Annotated in this window: 17 protein-coding genes, 2 tRNA genes and 1 pseudogene; 17 read left to right on the top strand and 3 right to left on the bottom strand. The window is 54.8% G+C overall.

What is annotated here, in order from left to right:
• Positions 1 to 82 precede the first annotated feature (82 nt).
• The 5 genes from ftsH to HMPREF3143_RS21350 all read left to right on the top strand — a co-directional run bounded on the left by ftsH (position 83) and on the right by HMPREF3143_RS21350 (position 4,946).
• Entirely contained in the window at positions 83 to 2,017 is a 1,935-nt protein-coding gene (gene ftsH / locus HMPREF3143_RS21370) for an ATP-dependent zinc metalloprotease FtsH (RefSeq protein WP_013098921.1), read from the top strand.
• A gap of 98 nt (positions 2,018 to 2,115) precedes the next feature.
• The gene (gene folP, locus HMPREF3143_RS21365) at positions 2,116 to 2,964 is read left to right on the top strand and encodes a dihydropteroate synthase (RefSeq protein WP_008501468.1); all 849 of its coding nucleotides are present in this window, start codon (positions 2,116 to 2,118) and stop codon (positions 2,962 to 2,964) included.
• Positions 2,957 to 4,294: a phosphoglucosamine mutase gene (gene glmM / locus HMPREF3143_RS21360; protein WP_021242257.1), complete on the top strand. Its 1,338-nt coding sequence runs from the start codon at positions 2,957 to 2,959 to the stop codon at positions 4,292 to 4,294. Before folP ends, glmM begins: the two co-directional genes overlap by 8 nt.
• A 223-nt stretch (positions 4,295 to 4,517) precedes the next feature.
• On the top strand, positions 4,518 to 4,850 hold the full coding sequence (gene secG / locus HMPREF3143_RS21355; protein WP_021242256.1) for a preprotein translocase subunit SecG: 333 nt from the start codon (positions 4,518 to 4,520) through the stop codon (positions 4,848 to 4,850).
• 9 nt (positions 4,851 to 4,859) lie between these two features.
• A tRNA-Leu gene (locus HMPREF3143_RS21350) sits at positions 4,860 to 4,946 on the top strand.
• Between the two features lie 179 nt (positions 4,947 to 5,125).
• Here the strand turns inward: HMPREF3143_RS21350 and argG are convergent.
• Positions 5,126 to 6,472, bottom strand: a complete 1,347-nt coding sequence (gene argG, locus HMPREF3143_RS21345; protein WP_023294661.1) for an argininosuccinate synthase — start codon at positions 6,470 to 6,472, stop codon at positions 5,126 to 5,128.
• A gap of 287 nt (positions 6,473 to 6,759) precedes the next feature.
• On the opposite strand from argG, the gene HMPREF3143_RS21340 reads away from it, so the two are divergent.
• The 12 genes and pseudogenes from HMPREF3143_RS21340 (at position 6,760) to mtr (ending at position 20,444) form a co-directional block, all read left to right on the top strand.
• Positions 6,760 to 6,836 (top strand) — tRNA-Met (locus tag HMPREF3143_RS21340).
• Positions 6,837 to 7,043: 207 nt separating this feature from the next.
• Positions 7,044 to 7,496: a ribosome maturation factor RimP gene (rimP, locus tag HMPREF3143_RS21335; RefSeq protein WP_014833432.1), complete on the top strand. Its 453-nt coding sequence runs from the start codon at positions 7,044 to 7,046 to the stop codon at positions 7,494 to 7,496.
• 28 nt (positions 7,497 to 7,524) lie between these two features.
• Positions 7,525 to 9,027 (top strand): transcription termination factor NusA, encoded by a 1,503-nt coding sequence (gene nusA / locus HMPREF3143_RS21330; RefSeq protein WP_003861798.1) that lies wholly within the window; start codon positions 7,525 to 7,527, stop codon positions 9,025 to 9,027.
• A 24-nt stretch (positions 9,028 to 9,051) separates the two neighbouring features.
• Positions 9,052 to 11,739: a translation initiation factor IF-2 gene (gene infB, locus HMPREF3143_RS21325; RefSeq protein ID WP_008501472.1), complete on the top strand. Its 2,688-nt coding sequence runs from the start codon at positions 9,052 to 9,054 to the stop codon at positions 11,737 to 11,739.
• A gap of 89 nt (positions 11,740 to 11,828) precedes the next feature.
• Positions 11,829 to 12,233, top strand: a complete 405-nt coding sequence (gene rbfA, locus HMPREF3143_RS21320; RefSeq protein WP_003024988.1) for a 30S ribosome-binding factor RbfA — start codon at positions 11,829 to 11,831, stop codon at positions 12,231 to 12,233.
• Positions 12,233 to 13,183, top strand: a complete 951-nt coding sequence (gene truB / locus HMPREF3143_RS21315) for a tRNA pseudouridine(55) synthase TruB (protein WP_058655019.1) — start codon at positions 12,233 to 12,235, stop codon at positions 13,181 to 13,183. Before rbfA ends, truB begins: the two co-directional genes overlap by 1 nt.
• 154 nt (positions 13,184 to 13,337) lie before the next feature.
• Positions 13,338 to 13,607: a 30S ribosomal protein S15 gene (rpsO, locus tag HMPREF3143_RS21310; RefSeq protein WP_003861789.1), complete on the top strand. Its 270-nt coding sequence runs from the start codon at positions 13,338 to 13,340 to the stop codon at positions 13,605 to 13,607.
• Between the two features lie 242 nt (positions 13,608 to 13,849).
• A pseudogene (pnp, locus tag HMPREF3143_RS21305) lies at positions 13,850 to 16,046 on the top strand (polyribonucleotide nucleotidyltransferase).
• 50 nt (positions 16,047 to 16,096) lie between these two features.
• Positions 16,097 to 16,981, top strand: coding sequence for a lipoprotein NlpI (nlpI, locus tag HMPREF3143_RS21300; protein ID WP_070534264.1), 885 nt, complete (start codon positions 16,097 to 16,099; stop codon positions 16,979 to 16,981).
• Positions 16,982 to 17,088: 107 nt separating this feature from the next.
• Positions 17,089 to 17,169, top strand: coding sequence for a protein YrbN (gene yrbN / locus HMPREF3143_RS26500; protein ID WP_100122156.1), 81 nt, complete (start codon positions 17,089 to 17,091; stop codon positions 17,167 to 17,169).
• Positions 17,162 to 19,057: a DEAD/DEAH family ATP-dependent RNA helicase gene (locus tag HMPREF3143_RS21295; RefSeq protein ID WP_021242253.1), complete on the top strand. Its 1,896-nt coding sequence runs from the start codon at positions 17,162 to 17,164 to the stop codon at positions 19,055 to 19,057. Before yrbN ends, HMPREF3143_RS21295 begins: the two co-directional genes overlap by 8 nt.
• Before the next feature lie 142 nt (positions 19,058 to 19,199).
• Positions 19,200 to 20,444, top strand: coding sequence for a tryptophan permease (mtr, locus tag HMPREF3143_RS21290; protein ID WP_070534272.1), 1,245 nt, complete (start codon positions 19,200 to 19,202; stop codon positions 20,442 to 20,444).
• A gap of 86 nt (positions 20,445 to 20,530) precedes the next feature.
• On the opposite strand, the gene HMPREF3143_RS21285 is transcribed toward mtr, so the two are convergent.
• Positions 20,531 to 21,538, bottom strand: coding sequence for a luciferase-like monooxygenase (locus HMPREF3143_RS21285; protein WP_021242251.1), 1,008 nt, complete (start codon positions 21,536 to 21,538; stop codon positions 20,531 to 20,533).
• Between the two features lie 78 nt (positions 21,539 to 21,616).
• Positions 21,617 to 22,495: a U32 family peptidase gene (locus HMPREF3143_RS21280; RefSeq protein WP_021242250.1), complete on the bottom strand. Its 879-nt coding sequence runs from the start codon at positions 22,493 to 22,495 to the stop codon at positions 21,617 to 21,619.
• Between the last annotated feature and the right edge of the window lies 1 nt (position 22,496).

The following is a 22,496-nucleotide window of genomic DNA, read 5'->3' as shown; positions in this document are numbered from 1 at the left end:
AAAGTTTGAATGAAACTGGATATAGAGTATCCTGACGCTGTTTTTAACACAGTTGTAATATGAGGTTAATCCCTTGAGTGACATGGCGAAAAACCTAATACTCTGGCTGGTCATTGCCGTTGTGCTGATGTCAGTATTCCAGAGCTTTGGGCCCAGCGAGTCGAATGGCCGCAAGGTGGATTATTCTACCTTCCTGCAGGAGGTCAATCAGGACCAGGTTCGCGAAGCGCGTATCAACGGACGTGAGATCAACGTTACCAAGAAAGATAGTAACCGTTACACGACTTACATCCCGGTGAACGATCCTAAGCTGCTTGATAACCTTCTGACCAAAAACGTCAAAGTGGTAGGCGAGCCGCCAGAAGAACCGAGCCTGTTGGCTTCTATCTTCATTTCCTGGTTCCCGATGCTGCTTCTTATCGGCGTCTGGATCTTCTTTATGCGCCAGATGCAGGGCGGCGGTGGCAAAGGTGCCATGTCGTTCGGTAAGAGCAAGGCGCGTATGTTGACGGAAGATCAGATCAAAACCACGTTTGCAGACGTCGCCGGGTGTGACGAAGCGAAAGAAGAGGTGGGTGAACTGGTTGAATACCTGCGCGAGCCGAGCCGTTTCCAGAAGCTGGGCGGTAAGATCCCGAAAGGCGTCCTGATGGTCGGCCCTCCGGGTACCGGTAAGACCCTGCTGGCGAAAGCCATCGCGGGTGAAGCGAAGGTACCGTTCTTTACTATTTCAGGTTCTGACTTCGTTGAAATGTTCGTGGGTGTTGGTGCATCTCGTGTGCGTGACATGTTCGAGCAGGCTAAAAAGGCAGCACCGTGCATTATCTTCATCGATGAAATCGACGCCGTAGGCCGCCAGCGTGGCGCAGGTCTGGGCGGTGGTCACGATGAACGTGAACAGACGCTGAACCAGATGCTGGTTGAGATGGACGGCTTCGAAGGTAACGAAGGTATCATCGTTATCGCGGCAACTAACCGTCCGGACGTACTTGACCCGGCGCTGCTGCGTCCAGGCCGTTTCGACCGTCAGGTTGTTGTCGGTCTGCCGGATGTTCGCGGTCGTGAACAGATTCTGAAAGTCCACATGCGTCGCGTACCGCTGGCGCCAGATATCGACGCGGCAATCATTGCGCGCGGTACTCCGGGCTTCTCCGGTGCGGATCTCGCTAACCTGGTCAACGAAGCTGCACTGTTTGCCGCTCGCGGTAACAAGCGCGTCGTGTCGATGGTGGAGTTCGAGAAAGCGAAAGACAAGATCATGATGGGGGCGGAACGTCGCTCCATGGTGATGACGGAAGCGCAGAAAGAGTCCACGGCTTACCACGAAGCGGGTCACGCGATTATCGGTCGCCTGGTGCCGGAACACGATCCGGTGCATAAAGTGACGATTATTCCGCGCGGTCGTGCGCTGGGTGTGACCTTCTTCCTGCCTGAAGGCGACGCGATCAGCGCCAGCCGTCAGAAGCTGGAAAGCCAGATCTCAACCCTGTACGGCGGTCGTCTGGCGGAAGAGATTATTTACGGTCCGGAACATGTTTCTACCGGTGCGTCGAACGACATTAAAGTGGCGACAAACCTGGCGCGTAACATGGTGACTCAGTGGGGCTTCTCCGACAAACTCGGTCCGCTGCTCTATGCAGAGGAAGAGGGCGAAGTGTTCCTGGGCCGCTCCGTGGCAAAAGCGAAACATATGTCCGATGAAACGGCTCGTATCATCGACCAGGAAGTGAAAGCGCTGATTGAACGTAACTACGGTCGCGCGCGTCAGATCCTGAATGACAACATGGACATTCTGCATTCCATGAAAGATGCGCTCATGAAATATGAGACCATCGATGCACCGCAGATTGACGACCTGATGGCGCGCCGCGAAGTGCGTCCGCCAGCAGGCTGGGAAGACCCAGGCGCTTCCAATAACTCTGACAACAATGGCACCCCGCGTGCGCCGCGTCCGGTTGATGAACCGCGTACGCCAAACCCGGGCAACACCATGTCAGAACAGTTGGGCGATAAGTAAGTCACTGCTGTTGAAGCGTTTGTCTGTACCTCAAACCCTGGAGCTTGCTCCGGGGTTTTTCATTTCTGTTTAACCATTTAGATATCAGGGATTTCGCCATGAAATTATTCGCTCAGGACTCGCATCTCGATCTTTCACATCCCCATGTGATGGGGATCCTGAATGTTACCCCTGACTCCTTCTCTGACGGCGGCACGCATAACACGCTTATCGAGGCGGTTAAGCATGCGAATTTAATGATTAATGCAGGTGCCACCATCATTGACGTTGGCGGCGAATCGACGCGTCCCGGTGCGGCGGACGTGTCTGTGGAAGAAGAGCTGGCGCGCGTGGTGCCGGTCGTTGAAGCAATCGCGCAGCGGTTTGAAGTGTGGATCTCCGTAGATACCTCCAAACCGGAAGTGATCCGAGAAGTGGCGAAAGTGGGCGCTCACATTATCAATGATATTCGTTCACTTACCGAGCCGGGAGCGATTGAGGCGGCTGCGGAAACCGGGCTGCCGGTTTGCCTGATGCATATGCAGGGGCAGCCGAAAACCATGCAGGACGCGCCGAAGTATGACGATGTCTTTGCCGACGTAAACCGCTTCTTTATTGAGCATATCGAACGTTGTGAACGTGCCGGTATCCCAAAAGAGAAATTGCTGCTCGACCCGGGGTTCGGTTTCGGTAAAAATCTCTCACACAACTATGCGCTGCTTGCGCGCTTATCGGAATTCCATCACTTTGGCCTGCCGCTGCTGGTGGGGATGTCGAGAAAGTCGATGATTGGCCAGTTGCTGAATGTAGGCCCGAGCGAACGCCTGAGCGGCAGCCTGGCCTGCGCGGTGATTGCGGCGATGCAGGGGGCGCACATCATTCGTGTCCATGACGTCAAAGAAACAGTAGAAGCCATGCGTGTGGTGGAAGCCACACTGGCAGCGAAGGAAAACAAACGCTATGAGTAATCGTAAATATTTTGGTACCGACGGTATCCGCGGGCGCGTAGGCGATGCTCCCATCACCCCTGATTTTGTCCTGAAGCTCGGCTGGGCTGCCGGCAAGGTTCTGGCGCGTCATGGCTCACGTAAAATTATCATCGGTAAAGACACCCGTATTTCCGGCTATATGCTGGAATCCGCGCTGGAAGCGGGGCTGGCGGCGGCTGGACTGTCCGCCTCTTTTACAGGCCCAATGCCAACGCCTGCGGTCGCGTATCTGACGCGCACCTTCCGTGCGGAAGCGGGGATTGTCATCTCGGCCTCTCACAACCCGTTCTACGACAACGGCATTAAGTTCTTCTCTATTGATGGCACCAAGCTGCCGGATGAGGTGGAAGAAGCCATTGAAGCTGAAATGGAAAAAGAGATCACCTGTGTTGATTCCGCCGAGCTGGGTAAAGCGAACCGTATCGTTGATGCGGCGGGTCGCTATATCGAATTCTGTAAAGGCACCTTCCCGAATGAGCTGAGCCTGGCCCACCTCAAAATTGTGGTGGACTGTGCAAATGGCGCGACCTATCACATCGCCCCGAATGTCTTCCGCGAACTGGGTGCGAAAGTGATCGCCATCGGCTGTGAGCCGGATGGTCTGAACATCAACGAGCAGGTCGGTGCGACGGACGTTCGTGCCCTGCAGGCGCGCGTGCTGGCAGAAAAAGCCGATCTGGGTATTGCGCTGGACGGCGACGGTGACCGCGTGATCATGGTTGATCACGAAGGTAACAAGGTCGACGGCGACCAGATCCTCTACATTATAGCGCGTGAAGGTCTGCGTCAGGGTCAGCTGCGCGGCGGTGCGGTCGGGACGCTGATGAGTAACATGGGCCTGGAACTGGCGCTGAAACAGCTCGGTATTCCGTTCGTTCGCGCGAAAGTGGGTGACCGCTATGTGTTGGAAAAATTGCAGGAGAAGGGCTGGCGTATCGGCGCTGAAAATTCAGGTCACGTGATCCTGCTCGACAAAACCACCACCGGTGACGGTATTGTGGCCGCGTTGCAGGTGGTTGCCGCCATGGCGCGCAACCATATGAGCCTGCACGATCTGTGCAGCGGCATGAAAATGTTCCCACAGATCCTCGTAAACGTACGTTTCACTGCCGGCAAAGGCGATCCGCTGGAAAATGAGAACGTGAAAGCGGTGATGGCTGACGTTGAAGCTGCCCTGGGCAGCCGTGGTCGCGTGCTGCTGCGTAAGTCTGGTACTGAACCGCTGATCCGCGTGATGGTGGAAGGCGAAGACGAAGCGCAGGTAACCGAATTTGCGCACCGTATTGCGGATGCTGTTAAAGCTGCATAATCTTGCACGCTAAATGTTTAAAAAGGCGGCGTTTGCCGCCTTTGTTTTAAGCAATTAATGGCTTTTTGCTGTTTTTTTCCGCAGTTGATACAATGCGTCGAAAATGCCCTTGCGAAGGTGATTCGCTTTGGTTAGTATTCACACCCGCTTCAGTGGGAAACAGAAATCCTGCTAATTGGTCGAAGCATTGGTATGCGGCAAATCCGCAAGGAACAGGTTGATTATGTACGAAGCTCTTTTAGTTGTTTTCCTTATTGTAGCCATCGCTCTCGTAGCGCTGATTATGCTGCAGCAAGGTAAAGGCGCTGATATGGGAGCCTCCTTCGGAGCAGGCGCTTCCGGTACGCTGTTCGGTTCAAGTGGTTCTGCGAACTTCATGACCCGCACGACGGCGATTCTGGCGACGCTGTTCTTCATCATCAGTCTGGTGCTTGGCAATATCAACAGCAACAAGACCAGCAAAGGAAGCGAGTGGGAAAACCTGAGCGCGCCAGCAAAAACTGAGCAGACTCAGCCAGCTGCACCGGCTAAGCCAACCAGCGATATCCCGCAGTAAGTATTCCGTACCGAGGTGGTGGAATTGGTAGACACGCTACCTTGAGGTGGTAGTGCCCTAACGGGCTTGTGGGTTCGAGTCCCATCCTCGGTACCAATATTCCAGAAGAAAGACGTCGAAAGACGTCTTTTTTTTCGTCTGTAGCTTTTGCCGTTCGTAGGTCCGGTAAGCGCAGCGCCACCGGGCAAAATGGCGGGTGGCGCTGCGCTTACCCGCCCTACAAAAGCCGAACAAAAAGGCGCCCATTGGGCGCCTTTTGCATGTTTCATTATCGATTATTTCTTATCGCTGTGTTCCAGGTTTTCAACCTGCGGCAGGCCGTTACCTGAATTCGCAGAGAGCAGGCCATTCTCAACATAGTTGAACAGCTTCTCACGGGTATCGGTGATGTCCAGGTTACGCATGGTCAGCTGGCCAATACGATCGTCCGGTGAAAACACTGACTCACCTTTCTCCATGGTCAGACGCTCTGCTTTATAGGTCAGGTTATCAGACACGGTGTTCAGGATGGAGTAGTCGTTACCGCGACGCAGTTCCAGGGTCACTTCACCGGTAATTGCACTCGCCACCCAACGCTGCAGCGCATCACGCAGCATCAGCGCCTGCGGATCGAACCAGCGGCCCTGATACAGCAGTTTGCCCAGCTGACGGCCATGAGAGTGATACTGCTCAATGGTGTCTTCGTTGTGAATACCAGTCAGCAGACGCTCGTAAGCAATATGCAGCAGCGCCATTCCCGGGGCTTCATAGATGCCACGGCTTTTCGCTTCGATGATACGGTTTTCAATCTGATCGCTCATGCCCAGGCCGTGACGACCACCAATACGGTTAGCTTCCAGCATCAGCTCAACGTCATCAGAGAAGGTTTTGCCGTTCAGCGCAACCGGATGACCACGTTCGAAACGCACGGTCACTTCTTCTGCCGGGATCTTCACGTTCTCATCCCAGAACTTCACGCCCATGATTGGGTTAACGATCTTCACGCTGGAGTTCAGGAATTCCAGGTCTTTTGCTTCGTGCGTTGCACCCAGCATGTTGGAGTCGGTGGAGTAGGCTTTCTCGACGGACATCTTATAGTCAAAGCCGCAGGCGATCATAAACTCGGACATCTCATGACGACCACCCAGCTCGTCGATGAAGTCGGTATCCAGCCACGGTTTGTAGATCTGCAATTCGGCGTTGGTCAGCAGGCCATAACGATAGAAACGTTCAATATCGTTTCCTTTATAGGTGCTGCCATCACCCCAGATGTTGACGCCGTCTTCTTTCATGGCGGCAACCAGCATGGTACCGGTGACCGCACGGCCCAGCGGAGTGGTGTTGAAATAGGTCAGGCCGCCGGTGGTGTTATGGAATGCACCACACTGAATCGCCGCGATACCTTCCGCGACCAGTTGCTTACGGCAGTCAATCAGGCGCGCGTTCTCTGCACCATACTCTTTCGCGCGACGAGGAATGGCATCATAATCGTCCTCATCCGGCTGACCCAGGTTCGCAGTATAGGCATACGGAACCGCTCCCTTCTGGCGCATCCACAGCAGTGCAGCGCTGGTATCCAGGCCACCTGAGAAAGCGATGCCAATACGTTGTCCTACCGGAAGATGCTTGAGAATCGTCGTCATAGAATAAAACCCTGCTTGATTGACTGATTAGAGACCGCTTTCGCTCTCTTGTGCATTTTTATGCAAAATAAGTGAGTATTCATTTAATCATCTTTTGGCGAAGACCGGAAGAGACTCGTGCGTTTTTTGTAAAAAATTTGGTCTGATCGATCTGGCGGAAGTCGCCTTGACAGGTGGGGTCAACTATCAATATACTAAACGCCGATTTTACGTCCCGTCTTCGGTACCAAATCCCAGCATTATTTGCAAATTCTGTCCAAAACGCGTAGAATTTGCCACGTTTCAGGCGCGGGGTGGAGCAGCCTGGTAGCTCGTCGGGCTCATAACCCGAAGGTCGTCGGTTCAAATCCGGCCCCCGCAACCACTTTCCCATAAAGTTCTTTTTCAAATATACTGTGAAGACTTAGAGCCTTCGTAGCTGGATTTGAAAAAATTCTTTCGGAGAGTGCTCCAGGCCACAGTTGTGGCTATAGGGTTCAGTTATCTAAAGCCCCGATTTATCGGGGTTTTTTGTTATCTGACTACAGAATAACTGGGCTTTACGCCCTTTTTTTATGTCTTGGGGGTGGGCTTGTCCACATTAGAGCAAAAATTAACAGAGATGATTACTGCACCGGTCGAAGCACTGGGCTACGAACTGGTCGGCATCGAATTCGTTCGCGGCCGTACATCGACGCTGCGCATCTATATTGATAGTGAAGATGGCATCAATGTTGATGATTGTGCTGATGTCAGCCACCAGGTGAGTGCGGTTCTTGATGTTGAAGACCCAATTACCGTTGCGTACAACCTGGAAGTTTCCTCACCTGGCCTCGATCGCCCGATGTTCACGGCCGAGCACTATGTGCGCTTTACCGGTGAAGAAGTGGCTCTCGTTCTGCGTATGGCCGTACAGAACCGCCGTAAATGGCAGGGAATTATCAAAGCCGTTGATGGTGAAATGATCACGGTGACAGTCGAAGGCAAAGATGAAGTGTTCGCGCTGAGTAATATCCAGAAGGCGAACCTGGTTCCCCACTTTTAACAGTCTGGATTGAGGTGAAAAGCCCGCGATGAACAAAGAAATTTTGGCTGTTGTTGAAGCCGTCTCCAATGAGAAATCACTGCCGCGTGAGAAGATTTTTGAAGCGCTGGAAAGTGCACTGGCTACAGCAACCAAGAAAAAATACGAACAAGAGATCGATGTTCGCGTAGAAATCGATCGTAAAAGCGGTGACTTCGATACATTCCGTCGTTGGGTAATCGTTGAAGAAGTGACCCAGCCGACCAAAGAGATCACGCTGGAAGCCGCCCGTTTTGAAGACGAAAGTCTGAACGTGGGTGACTACGTTGAAGATCAGATTGAATCTGTGACCTTCGACCGTATCACCACCCAGACCGCTAAACAGGTTATCGTGCAGAAAGTGCGTGAAGCCGAGCGCGCGCTGGTTGTCGATCAGTTCCGCGATCAGGAAGGCGAAATCATCACCGGCGTGGTGAAGAAAGTGAACCGCGACAACATCTCTCTGGAGATCAAATCCGAAGGGTTGCCAGGTAACGCTGAAGCCGTGATCCTGCGTGAAGATATGCTGCCGCGTGAAAACTTCCGTCCGGGCGACCGTATTCGTGGTGTTCTGTACGCTGTGCGTCCAGAAGCTCGCGGTGCGCAGCTGTTCGTGACCCGTTCTAAACCAGAAATGCTGGTAGAACTGTTCCGTATCGAAGTACCGGAAATCGGTGAAGAAGTTATCGAAATTAAAGCGGCGGCTCGCGATCCGGGCTCCCGTGCGAAAATTGCGGTGAAAACCAACGACAAGCGTATCGACCCGGTCGGTGCTTGCGTCGGTATGCGCGGTGCGCGTGTCCAGGCAGTTTCTACTGAGCTGGGCGGCGAACGTATTGATATCGTTCTGTGGGATGACAACCCGGCGCAGTTCGTGATCAACGCAATGGCTCCGGCTGATGTGGCGTCTATCGTTGTTGACGAAGACAAACACACCATGGATATCGCTGTTGAAGCGGGCAACCTGGCGCAGGCAATCGGCCGTAACGGTCAGAACGTACGCCTGGCGTCACAGCTGAGCGGCTGGGAACTCAACGTCATGACCGTTGATGACCTGCAGGCTAAGCATCAGGCTGAAGCCCATGCGGCGATCGATACCTTCACCAAATACCTGGATATTGACGAAGATTTCGCCACTGTTCTGGTTGAAGAAGGTTTCTCTACGCTGGAAGAACTGGCCTATGTGCCAATGAAAGAGCTGCTGGAAATTGACGGTCTGGATGAACCAACCGTTGAAGCCCTGCGTGAACGCGCTAAAAACGCACTGACCACCCTGGCACTGGCTCAGGAAGAAAGCCTTGGCGATAAGAAGCCGGCTGATGACCTGCTGAATCTGGAAGGTCTTGATCGTGCGATTGCGTTCAAGCTGGCTGCCCGTGGTGTTTGTACGCTGGAAGATCTCGCTGAACAAGGCGTTGATGACCTGGCTGATATCGAAGGTTTAACCGACGAGAAAGCCGGCGAGCTCATCATGGCCGCACGTAATATTTGCTGGTTCGGCGACGAAGCGTAATAAACTGTAGCAGGAAGGAACAGCATGACTGATGTAACTGTAAAATCGCTGGCTGCTGAGATTCAGACCTCCGTGGACCGCCTGGTACAGCAATTTGCTGATGCAGGGATCCCGAAGTCCGCTGATGACTCGGTGACCGCGCAAGAAAAACAAACCTTGTTAACGCACCTGAACCGTGAACACGGCTCTACGCCTGACAAGTTAACGCTGCAGCGCAAAACGCGTAGCACGTTAAACATCCCTGGTACCGGTGGCAAAAGCAAATCGGTACAAATTGAAGTCCGCAAGACGCGCACCTTTGTAAAACGTGATCCGCAAGAGGCAGAACGCCTTGCCGCGGAAGAGCAGGCACAGCGTGAAGCGGAAGAACAAGCTCAGCGTGAGGCGGAAGCAGCCGCCAAACGTGAAGCAGAATTAAAAGCTGAACGTGAGGCCGCAGAAAAAGCGAAACGCGACGCTAGTGATAAAGTGAAGCGTGACGCTGCGGAAAAAGACAAAGTGAGCAATCAACAGACAGACGAAATGACCAAAACCGCCCAGGCTGAAAAAGCCCGCCGTGAAAATGAAGCTGCCGAGCTGAAGCGTAAAGCGGAAGAAGAAGCCCGCCGTAAGCTGGAAGAAGAAGCTCGCCGCGTCGCCGAAGAAGCGCGTCGCATGGCAGAAGAAAATGAGAAGAACGGTGTTGATACCGCTGAGCAGTCTGAAGACACCAGCGACTATCACGTGACCACTTCTCAGCACGCACGTCAGGCTGAAGATGATAACGACCGTGAAGTAGAAGGCGGCCGTGGCCGTGGTCGTAATGCAAAAGCAGCGCGTCCGGCGAAAAAAGGTAACAAGCACGCGGAATCCAAAGCTGACCGTGAAGAAGCACGTGCGGCTGTTCGCGGTGGTAAAGGCGGCAAGCGTAAAGGTTCCGCTCTGCAGCAGGGCTTCCAGAAGCCGGCTCAGGCCGTTAACCGTGACGTTGTGATCGGCGAAACCATTACCGTTGGCGAACTGGCGAACAAGATGGCGGTTAAAGGCTCTCAGGTCATCAAAGCAATGATGAAGCTGGGCGCGATGGCAACCATCAACCAGGTGATCGATCAGGAAACCGCACAGCTGGTTGCGGAAGAGATGGGCCACAAAGTTATCCTGCGTCGTGAAAACGAGCTGGAAGAAGCAGTAATGAGCGACCGTGACACAGGTGCTGCGGCAGAACCGCGCGCACCGGTAGTGACCATCATGGGTCACGTTGACCACGGTAAAACCTCTCTGCTTGACTACATTCGCTCTACCAAGGTTGCCTCTGGCGAAGCGGGTGGTATTACTCAGCACATCGGTGCATACCACGTAGAAACTGACAACGGTATGATCACCTTCCTGGATACCCCAGGCCACGCCGCGTTTACCTCCATGCGTGCTCGTGGTGCTCAGGCGACGGATATCGTTGTTCTGGTTGTTGCTGCAGACGACGGCGTCATGCCGCAGACCATCGAAGCTATCCAGCACGCGAAAGCAGCGGGTGTGCCGGTTGTGGTTGCAGTGAACAAGATCGATAAGCCAGAAGCGGATCCCGATCGTGTTAAAAACGAACTTTCCCAGTACGGTATCCTGCCGGAAGAGTGGGGCGGCGAAAGCCAGTTCGTACACGTGTCTGCGAAAGCGGGTACCGGTATCGACGAACTGCTGGACGCGATCCTGCTGCAGGCCGAAGTTCTGGAGCTGAAAGCCATCCGTAACGGTATGGCGAGCGGTGCGGTTATCGAATCCTTCCTGGATAAAGGACGTGGCCCTGTTGCTACCGTTCTGGTTCGTGAAGGTACACTGCATAAAGGCGATATCGTTCTGTGCGGTTTCGAATACGGTCGCGTTCGTGCGATGCGTAACGAACTGGGTCAGGAAGTGCTGGAAGCAGGTCCGTCCATTCCAGTGGAAATCCTGGGTCTGTCCGGTGTTCCGGCTGCTGGTGACGAAGTGACCGTTGTGCGTGACGAGAAGAAAGCGCGTGAAGTGGCACTGTATCGTCAGGGCAAATTCCGTGAAGTTAAACTGGCTCGTCAGCAGAAATCTAAACTCGAGAACATGTTTGCCAACATGACCGATGGCGAAGTTCACGAAGTGAACATCGTTCTGAAAGCCGACGTTCAGGGTTCTGTGGAAGCGATCTCCGACTCCTTGCTGAAACTGTCTACCGACGAAGTGAAAGTGAAGATCATCGGTTCTGGCGTAGGTGGTATCACCGAAACCGACGCGACCCTGGCTGCTGCCTCCAACGCTATCCTGGTTGGCTTCAACGTTCGTGCGGATGCCTCTGCGCGTAAAGTCATTGAATCCGAAAGCCTGGATCTGCGTTACTACTCCGTCATCTATAACCTGATCGACGAAGTGAAAGCAGCGATGAGCGGTATGCTGTCTCCTGAGCTGAAACAGCAGATCATCGGTCTGGCTGAAGTACGTGACGTGTTCAAATCACCGAAATTCGGTGCGATCGCGGGCTGTATGGTTACCGAAGGTAACATCAAGCGTCACAACCCAATCCGCGTACTGCGTGACAACGTGGTTATCTATGAAGGCGAGCTGGAATCCCTGCGCCGCTTCAAAGATGACGTTAACGAAGTCCGTAACGGCATGGAATGTGGTATCGGCGTGAAGAACTACAACGACGTTCGCGTTGGCGATATGATCGAAGTGTTCGAGATCATCGAAATTCAGCGTACCATCGCTTAATTTCCGATTGTAAGCCGGGATCGCCTCGCGCCACCCGGCAATAATTTCAAAAAGGGGCTTTAGCCCCTTTTTTGTCTGGAGAATTTATTATGGCGAAAGAATTTGGTCGCCCTCAGCGCGTAGCGCAGGAAATGCAGAAAGAGATCGCACTCATTCTGCAACGTGAAATCAAAGACCCGCGCGTCGGCATGATGACCACCGTTTCCGGTGTGGAAATGTCCCGCGACCTGGCCTATGCAAAAGTGTTCGTCACCTTCCTGAACGATCAGGACGAAGCCGCAGTGAAAAACGGCATTAAAGCGCTGCAGGAAGCCTCTGGTTTCATCCGCTCTCTGCTCGGCAAAGCGATGCGCCTGCGTATCGTGCCTGAACTGACCTTCTTCTACGACAACTCGCTGGTCGAAGGTATGCGTATGTCCAACCTGGTGACCAGCGTGGTGAAACATGACGATGAGCGTCGTGTTAACCCGGCGGACGACAGCAAGGAGGACTGATGAGTCGTCCTCGTCGTCGTGGTCGCGACGTGCATGGTGTGCTGCTGCTGGATAAACCCCAGGGCGCTTCCAGCAACGACGTGCTGCAAAAAGTGAAGCGTATTTTTAACGCCAACCGAGCGGGCCACACCGGCGCGCTCGATCCGCTGGCAACCGGCATGCTGCCGGTCTGTCTGGGAGAGGCGACAAAATTTTCCCAGTACCTGCTCGACTCCGATAAGCGTTACCGCGTTATCGCTAAGCTGGGCCAGCGCACGGATACCTCCGACGCGGATGGCCAGGTCGTGGAAGAGCGTCCGGTGACCTTTAGTGCGGAGCAGCTTGATGCGGCGCTGGAGAGCTTCCGTGGGGAGACGATGCAGGTGCCGTCGATGTATTCGGCGCTGAAGTATCAGGGCAAAAAACTCTACGAATACGCGCGCCAGGGTATTGACGTCCCGCGTGAAGCCCGTCCGATTACCGTGTATGAGCTGCTCTTTATTCGCCACGAAGGTGATGAGCTGGAGCTGGAAGTGCACTGTTCGAAAGGGACCTATATTCGCACCATCATTGATGACCTCGGTGAAAAGCTGGGCTGCGGCGCACATGTGATTTACCTGCGTCGCCTTGCGGTGAGCAAGTACCCGGTGGAGCGAATGGTGACCCTGGAACATCTGCGCGAGCTGGTTGAACAGGCGGAATCTCAGGGGATCGCGCCGGCAGAGCTGCTCGACCCACTGCTGATGCCGATGGACAGTCCGGCTGCGGACTTCCCGGTTGTTAATCTTCCTTTAACATCGTCCGTTTACTTTAAGAACGGCAACCCGGTTCGTACGTCAGATGCGCCGCTGGAAGGCCTGGTACGCGTGACTGAAGGTGACGAAGGGAAATTCATCGGCATGGGCGAAATGGATGGCGAAGGGCGCGTTGCGCCGCGTCGTCTGGTCGTCGAATATCCGGTCGACGCGTGACGGTAATAACGGCTCACCTTGCGATAAGCAGGGGAGACGAGTAGAATATCGCCGCTTAACGCCTGGTAAATTGTTTAACAATCTGCGGGGCGTACATGGGATTGCTGAATTAGAGATCGGCATCCTTACATTCTTTATACTTTGGAGTTTGAAAATGTCTCTAAGCGTTGAAGCTAAAGCTAAAATCGTTTCTGAGTTTGGTCGTGGTACTAACGACAGCGGTTCTACCGAAGTTCAGGTTGCACTGCTGACTGCACAGATTAACCACCTGCAGGGTCACTTTGCAGAGCACAAAAAAGATCACCACAGCCGTCGTGGTCTGCTGCGTATGGTTTCTCAGCGTCGTAAACTGCTCGACTACCTGAAACGTAAAGATGTTGCACGCTACACCGCGCTGATCGAGCGTCTGGGTCTGCGTCGCTAAGTCTTGCGAGTTTCAGAAAAGGGGGCCTGATGGCCCCTTTTTTCAAGCAGACGGCAGCAATTCACTGGAAACTATTGTATTGTTGCTATAAATGATCTTCATTGCAGAGGTTCGCGCGGCTAATGAGAGGCTTCACCCAGGGGGGTGTTGGTTGTCATTAGTCGCGAGGATGCGAAGAAGGTCGGGTCAAATCGACAGCACACCGGCGGTGTGCTGTCAAACATTTAAGAAAGGACAGAACTTTGCTGAATCCGATCGTTCGTAAATTCCAGTATGGTCAACATACCGTCACGCTGGAAACCGGCATGATGGCACGTCAGGCGACTGCTGCCGTTATGGTAAGCATGGATGACACCGCGGTATTCGTTACCGTTGTGGGCCAGAAAAAAGCTAAACCAGGTCAGGACTTCTTCCCGCTGACCGTTAACTACCAGGAGCGTACCTACGCTGCCGGTAAAATCCCGGGTGGTTTCTTCCGTCGTGAAGGCCGTCCAAGCGAAGGCGAAACCCTGATCGCGCGTCTGATTGACCGCCCGGTTCGCCCGCTGTTCCCGGAAGGCTTCGTCAACGAAGTGCAGGTTATCGCGACCGTTGTTTCCGTTAACCCACAGGTTAACCCGGACATCGTGGCGATGATCGGTGCGTCCGCAGCCCTGTCACTGTCTGGTATTCCATTCAATGGTCCAATCGGTGCCGCGCGCGTGGGTTACATCAACGACCAGTACGTGCTGAACCCAACTCAGGAAGAGCTGAAAGAAAGTAAGCTGGACCTGGTGGTTGCGGGTACCGAAGCCGCTGTGCTGATGGTTGAATCCGAAGCTGAACTGCTGAGCGAAGACCAGATGCTGGGCGCTGTGGTCTTCGGCCATGACCAGCAGCAGGTTGTTATCCAGAACATCAACGACCTGGTGAAAGAAGCCGGTAAACCACGTTGGGACTGGCAGCCAGAAGCGGCCAACGACGCGCTGAACGCACGCGTTGCTGCACTGGCAGAATCTCGTCTGAGCGATGCATACCGCATCACCGACAAACAGGAGCGTTACGCTCAGGTTGATGTGATCAAATCTGAAGTAACCGCGACCCTGGTTGCCGAAGACGAAACGCTGGACGCTAACGAAATTGGCGAAATCCTGCACGCTATCGAGAAAAACGTTGTTCGTAGCCGCGTTCTGGCTGGCGAGCCGCGTATCGATGGCCGTGAAAAAGACATGATCCGTGGTCTGGACGTGCGTACTGGCGTGCTGCCACGTACTCACGGTTCTGCGCTGTTCACCCGTGGTGAAACGCAGGCGCTGGTTACCGCGACCCTGGGTACAGCCCGTGACGCGCAGATCATCGACGAACTGATGGGCGAGCGCACTGACAGCTTCCTGTTCCACTACAACTTCCCTCCGTACTCCGTAGGTGAAACCGGTATGGTTGGCTCGCCGAAGCGTCGTGAAATTGGTCACGGTCGTCTGGCGAAGCGCGGCGTACTGGCAGTAATGCCAGAAGCAGACAAATTCCCGTACACCGTACGTGTAGTGTCTGAAATCACCGAATCCAACGGTTCCTCTTCCATGGCTTCCGTGTGTGGTGCCTCTCTGGCGCTGATGGATGCAGGCGTGCCAATCAAAGCCGCCGTTGCGGGTATCGCAATGGGCCTGGTGAAAGAAGGCGACAACTATGTTGTTCTGTCTGACATTCTGGGCGACGAAGACCACCTGGGCGATATGGACTTCAAAGTAGCGGGTTCCCGCGACGGTATCTCTGCGCTGCAGATGGATATCAAAATTGAAGGTATCACCAAAGAGATCATGCAGGTTGCGCTGAACCAGGCTAAGGGTGCACGTCTGCACATCCTGGGCGTGATGGAACAGGCTATCAACGCGCCACGCGGTGATATCTCTGAATTCGCACCGCGTATTCACACCATCAAGATCAATCCAGACAAGATCAAAGATGTTATCGGTAAGGGCGGTTCCGTAATCCGTGCGCTGACCGAAGAGACCGGCACCACCATCGAAATCGAAGATGACGGTACTGTGAAGATCGCAGCTACCGACGGCGAGAAAGCGAAATTCGCGATCCGTCGCATCGAAGAAATCACTGCAGAAATCGAAGTGGGCCGCGTCTATGCAGGTAAAGTGACCCGTATCGTTGACTTTGGTGCGTTCGTTGCCATCGGCGGCGGTAAAGAAGGTCTGGTTCACATCTCTCAGATCGCTGACAAGCGCGTTGAGAAAGTGACCGATTACCTGCAGATGGGTCAGGAAGTGCCGGTTAAAGTTCTGGAAGTCGATCGCCAGGGCCGTATCCGTCTGAGCATTAAAGAAGCAACCGAGCAGTCTCAGCCAGCTGCTGCGCCAGAAGCACAGGCAGCAGAACAGCAAGGCGAGTAAGTTGCCATTTGCCCTCCGCTCTGCGGAGGGCCTATTATCAGGCAGGACGCCTTGTTAAGCCGCCGGGGGACAGGACGTTCATCCAATAGTTGTCTTCGGGAGTGGGAAATGAAGCCTTTTTTGCGCTGGTGTTTCGTTGCGACAGCTTTAACGCTGGCAGGATGCAGCAACTCTGCCTGGCGTAAGAGCGAAGTCCTCGCAGTGCCATTGCAACCGACTTTGCAGCAGGAAGTGATCCTGGCACGCATGGAACAAATACTTGCCAGTCGGGCTTTAACCGATGACGAACGCGCACAGCTTTTATATGAGCGCGGAGTGTTGTATGATAGTCTCGGTCTGAGGGCATTGGCGCGAAATGATTTTTCACAAGCGCTGGCTATCCGACCTGATATGCCTGAAGTATTCAATTACTTAGGCATTTATTTAACGCAGGCAGGCAATTTTGATGCTGCCTATGAAGCGTTTGATTCTGTACTTGAGCTTGATCCAACTTACAACTACGCGCACTTGAATCGCGGTATCGCATTGTATTACGGCGGTCGTGACAAGTTAGCGCAAGATGATCTGCTGGCGTTTTATCAAGACGATCCTAATGATCCTTTCCGTAGCCTGTGGCTTTACATCGTTGAGCGGAAGCTCGATGAGAAGCAGGCAAAAGAGGCACTGAAACAGCGCTTCGATAAATCGGACAAGGAACAGTGGGGATGGAACATTGTCGAGTTCTACCTGGGCAACATTAGCGAAGCAACGCTGATGGAACGCCTCAAGGCGGACGCAACGGATAACACCTCGCTCGCTGAGCATCTCAGTGAAACCAACTTCTATTTAGGTAAGTTCTACCTAAGTCTGGGGGATAAGGACAGCGCTACGGCACTGTTCAAATTAGCGGTTGCTAACAACGTACACAACTTCGTTGAGCACCGTTATGCATTGTTGGAATTATCGCTCTTGGGCCAGGAGCAAGACGACCTGGCAGAATCGGACCAGCAATAGCTGACGACATAAACATCAGCCCGTAATCTTTTGATTGCCATCACCTTAACTGGTGAGGGCGTTGTTGTTCGTCAATACACCTACTTTGAGCCGGTTCACACTTTTCAATGAAAATTGCTAATCATTTTCACGATGAGCTAAGTAGACTGGCCGCCATTGACATTGAGGCACTCGTACTACATGGCTGAATTCGAAACCACTTTTGCAGATCTGGGCCTGAAGGCTCCTATCCTTGAAGCCCTTAACGATCTGGGTTACGAAAAACCATCTCCGATCCAGGCTGAGTGTATCCCACACCTGCTTTCTGGTCGTGACGTGCTGGGCATGGCCCAGACTGGTAGCGGTAAAACTGCAGCGTTTTCGCTGCCGCTGCTGAACAACATTGATCCGGACCTGCGTGCACCGCAGATCCTCGTTCTGGCTCCAACCCGTGAACTGGCTGTTCAGGTTGCAGAAGCCATGACGGAATTCTCTAAACATATGCGCGGCGTAAATGTGGTTGCCCTGTACGGCGGCCAGCGTTATGACGTGCAGTTACGCGCCCTGCGCCAGGGCCCACAGATTGTTGTCGGTACGCCGGGCCGTCTGCTGGATCACCTGAAGCGCGGTACCCTGGACCTCTCTAAACTGAGCGGTCTGGTACTGGATGAAGCAGATGAAATGCTGCGTATGGGCTTCATCGAAGACGTTGAAACCATCATGGCGCAGATCCCGGACGGTCATCAGACCGCGCTGTTCTCTGCCACCATGCCGGAAGCGATTCGTCGTATCACCAAACGCTTCATGAAAGAACCTCAGGAAGTGCGTATTCAGTCCAGCGTAACCACTCGCCCGGACATCAGCCAGAGCTACTGGTCTGTATACGGCATGCGTAAAAACGAAGCGCTGGTACGTTTCCTGGAAGCGGAAGATTTTGATGCGGCGATTATCTTCGTTCGTACCAAAAATGCGACCCTGGAAGTGGCTGAAGCCCTGGAGCGTAGCGGCTACAACAGCGCAGCGCTGAACGGCGACATGAACCAGGCCCTGCGTGAGCAGACTCTGGAGCGTCTGAAAGACGGTCGTCTGGATATCCTGATTGCAACCGACGTGGCAGCACGTGGTCTGGACGTTGAGCGTATCAGCCTGGTTGTTAACTACGACATCCCGATGGATTCCGAGTCTTACGTTCACCGTATCGGCCGTACCGGTCGTGCGGGTCGTGCTGGCCGTGCGCTGCTGTTCGTTGAGAACCGCGAGCGTCGTCTGCTGCGTAACATCGAACGCACCATGAAGCTGACCATTCCAGAAGCGGACCTGCCAAACGCAGAGCTGCTGGGCAAACGCCGTCTGGAAAAATTCGCCGCCAAAGTACAGCAGCAGCTGGAAAGCAGCGATCTGGATCAGTACCGTGCGCTGCTGTCGCAGATTCAGCCTGTTGCTGAAGGCGAAGAGCTGGACATGGAAACCCTGGCTGCAGCACTGCTGAAAATGGCTCAGGGCGAACGTAGCCTGATCGTGCCACCAGATGCACCGATGCGTCCTAAGCGTGAATTCCGTGACCGTGACGACCGCTTCGAACGTCGTGGCGACCGTAACGATCGTGGCCCACGTGGTGACCGTCCAGAGCGTGGTGGGGAAGACCGTCCACGTCGTGAACGTCGCGACGCAGGCGATATGGAACTGTACCGCATTGAAGTGGGCCGTGATGATGGTGTTGAAGTTCGTCACATCGTTGGCGCTATCGCTAACGAAGGCGACATCAGCAGCCGTTACATTGGTAACATCAAGCTGTTCGCCTCCCACTCTACCATCGAGCTGCCGAAAGGCATGCCGGGTGAAGTACTGCAGCACTTTACGCGTACCCGCATCCTGAACAAGCCGATGAACATGCAGCTGCTGGGCGATGCACAGCCACGCCCTGACCGTGGCGGCGAACGTCGTGGCGGTGGTCGCGGTTTCGGCGGCGAGCGTCGTGAAGGCGGTCGCAGCGAAGGTCGCGGTGGTGAAGGTCGTCGTTTCTCCGGCGAGCGCCGTGAAAGCCGTGGCCCGCGTCGTGAAGAAGGCACCAGCCGTCGTCGTTTCGGTGACGCGTAAGCCTTACGCTTCTGACGTAAAGTAAAATATACAGCCCCGATACATGCTATCGGGGCTTTTTTTATTCCCTTTGTACTCTTGTACTGGTACAGTGCGTCACATTAAAATGCAGAACCGCATGATTGACTGGAGAAAAGGCTGTATGGCGACACTAACCACCACCCAAACGTCACCTTCGCTGCTTGGCGGCGTGGTGATCATCGGCGGAACCATTATAGGTGCCGGGATGTTCTCCCTGCCCGTGGTCATGTCCGGTGCGTGGTTCTTCTGGTCGCTGGCCGCGCTGGTCTTTACCTGGTTCTGTATGCTCCATTCCGGGCTAATGATCCTCGAAGCCAACCTGAACTACCGCATTGGCGCGAGCTTCGACACCATCACCAAAGACCTGCTGGGCAAAGGCTGGAACCTGGTGAACGGGCTGTCCATCGCGTTTGTGCTCTATATCCTGACCTACGCGTATATCTCGGCAAGCGGTTCGATTCTGCATCACACCTTCTCGGAGATGTCGCTGAACGTACCGGCGCGTCTGGCCGGGCTGTGCTTTGCGCTGGGCGTGGCGTTTATCGTCTGGATGAGTACCAAAGCGGTGAGCCGGATGACGGCGATCGTGCTGGGCGCGAAGGTCATCACCTTCTTCCTGACCTTCGGCAGCCTGCTGGGGCACGTGACGCCTGCCACGCTGTTTAACGTTGCGGAAGTAAATACCTCCTATACGCCGTACCTGCTGATGACCCTGCCGTTCTGCCTGGCGTCGTTTGGCTACCACGGTAACGTGCCGAGCCTGATGAAGTACTACGGCAAAGATCCGCGCACGATTGTGAAGTGTCTGGTCTACGGCACGCTGCTGGCGCTGGGGCTGTATGTGATTTGGCTGCTGGGGACGATGGGTAACATCCCGCGTCCGGAATTTATCGGCATTGCGCAGAAGGGCGGTAACATTGATGTGCTGGTGCAGGCCCTGAGCGGCGTGCTGAACAGCCGCAGCCTGGATTTACTGCTGGTGATCTTCTCTAACTTCGCGGTGGCGAGCTCTTTCCTCGGCGTGACCCTAGGCCTGTTTGACTACCTGGCGGATCTGTTTGGCTTTGATGATTCCGCGATGGGGCGCTTCAAAACCGCGCTGCTGACCTTCCTGCCGCCGATTGTGGGCGGCCTGCTGTGGCCGAACGGTTTCCTGTACGCCATCGGCTATGCCGGTCTGGCGGCAACCATCTGGGCGGCGATTGTGCCGGCGCTGTTGGCCCGCAAATCACGTAAACGCTTCGGCAGCCCGAAATTCCGCGTCTGGGGCGGCAAGCCGATGATTGCGCTGATCCTGGTGTTTGGCGCGGGCAATGCCCTGGTACATGTGCTGTCGAGTTTTAATCTGTTGCCGGTGTACCAGTAAACATTTTGTGCCGGATGGCGGCTACGCCTTATCCGGCCTACGCGTCCCCGTAGGCCAGGTAAGCGAAGCGCCACCTGGCAAAAAGGCTACCCCACCAACTCCTCTTTCACCTGCATGGCCAAATCAAACGAGTGCAAACGCGCCTGGTGATCGAAAATCTGGCCGTTAACCATAATTTCATCCGCCTGCGTTTCGCGCAGCACCGCCTCCAGCCCGTGACGCACTTTCGCTTTATCGCCTACCAGCGACATGCTCAGCGCCTGCTGTACGCCATACTGCTCTGAAGCAGACCACAGTTGATGCATATTCTCCACCGGCGGCGGAAGCTGGCCCGTCTCACCGCGGCGCAGCTTCACAAACGCCTGCTGCATGGAGGTGAACAGGAATTCCGCGTCGCGATTGCTGTCGGCGGCAATAATGTTGATACAGACCATCGCGTACGGTTTCTCAAGACGCTCAGACGGTTTGAAGTGCGTGCGGTAGAGATGCAGCGCCTGATGCAGCATATCCGGCGCGAAATGCGAGGCAAACGCAAACGGCAGCCCCAGCTGGGCGGCGAGCTGCGCGCTGTAGAGGCTTGAGCCCAGCAGCCAGACCGGGATCTTCTCGCCGTAACCCGGTACCGGGCGCACGTGCGGGTTCGGGTCACGCGCGTCGAACCAGTCCACCAGTTCGGCCACGTCGCGCGGGAAGTTGTCGATATCGCCGCTCATATGGCGGCGCAGGGCGCGCATGGTCGGCTGATCGCTACCCGGCGCACGGCCAATCCCTAAATCAATACGGCCCGGATAGAGGGTATTCAGCGTGCCGAACTGCTCGGCGATCACCAGCGGGGCGTGGTTCGGCAGCATCACGCCGCCGGAGCCCAGGTGCAGCGTGGTGGTGTTTGCCGCCAGATAACCAATCAGTACCGAGGTAGCGGCGCTGGCAATGCCCACCATGTTGTGGTGTTCGGCCAGCCAGTAGCGGTGATAGCCACGCTTTTCGGCCAGCTGAGCCAGATCCAGAGAGTGCGAAAAGGCTTCTCTTGCCGAGGAGCCTTGTGGGATCGGCGCCAGATCCAGCACCGAAAACGGAAGGGTTTTGTCAGTCATAACAGCTCACTTTGTCGACGGTGAATCTTTAATACTGCATTAAAAAATGATAACCGTTGTTAACAAAGTGAGCCTTTTTTAGGCCTGAAGTTCCAGCCCGGCCAGACGCTTCCAGTAGCCGTTACAGTCGCTGTTTGCCGTCAGCGGCAGCGGAGCAGCGCCATTTTCGTTAGCGCGGAAGGCGTCCAGCATCGCGAACACGCCGGTATCTAGCGGCGACAGGCGCACCATATCGACCAGCCCGTCCATCGACGCCAGCTCGTTGCCGAGGTTATAGACATAGCCGCTCATGGTCTGAATACCGTTGAGAACAAACACCTGCTGATTCTCCTGGGACAGCATGCTGCGCCCGTTCGGATACTTAATGCAGCAGGTTTCGCACTCGTCTTTCGGACGGTCTTCCGAGCGTGCGGTAAAGCAGCGGGCGGAATAGGCCAGCGGCAGATGCCCGTAGCTCAGCACCTCCACTTCAAACTTGTTGCGAATGCCCAGCTCTTCACACTGCGTGAGCAGGTTTGCCAGCCAGTCGCGGGAGAGTTCCACCGGCATGCACCAGCGCGTCATCCCCTGTTTGAGCAGCAGGCGCAGGGTCACCGCGTTGTAGCAGTTCAGGGCATGACCCGCGACAAACGGCAGCTTGCGCTCGGCACACATGTTCACCACGCCGAGATCGCTCGCTTCCAGCAGGAACTCGCCGTTCTCAACGTAGCGTTTCAGCTCGCCCAGTTCAGAAGAGGCCTGCACCAGCGCGAGCGTGGAAAGCACCACCTGTTTGCCGCTTCCCGCCAGGCTTTTCGCCATCTCCAGCCAGTCGCCCACTTTCGTCGCCCGGCGTTTGCTGCACACCGCTTCGCCGAGATAAATCACATCGGCGCTGCTGGTGGCGGCCTGCTGGTAAAAATCTTCCAGCGTCTCTTTTGGCCAGTAGTAAAGCACCGGCCCTAATGAATATTTCATG

The organism is Enterobacter sp. HMSC16D10, from assembly GCF_001807145.1.
GTDB lineage: Bacteria > Pseudomonadota > Gammaproteobacteria > Enterobacterales > Enterobacteriaceae > Enterobacter > Enterobacter roggenkampii.
This window is presented reverse-complemented; position numbering and strand designations above follow the sequence as displayed.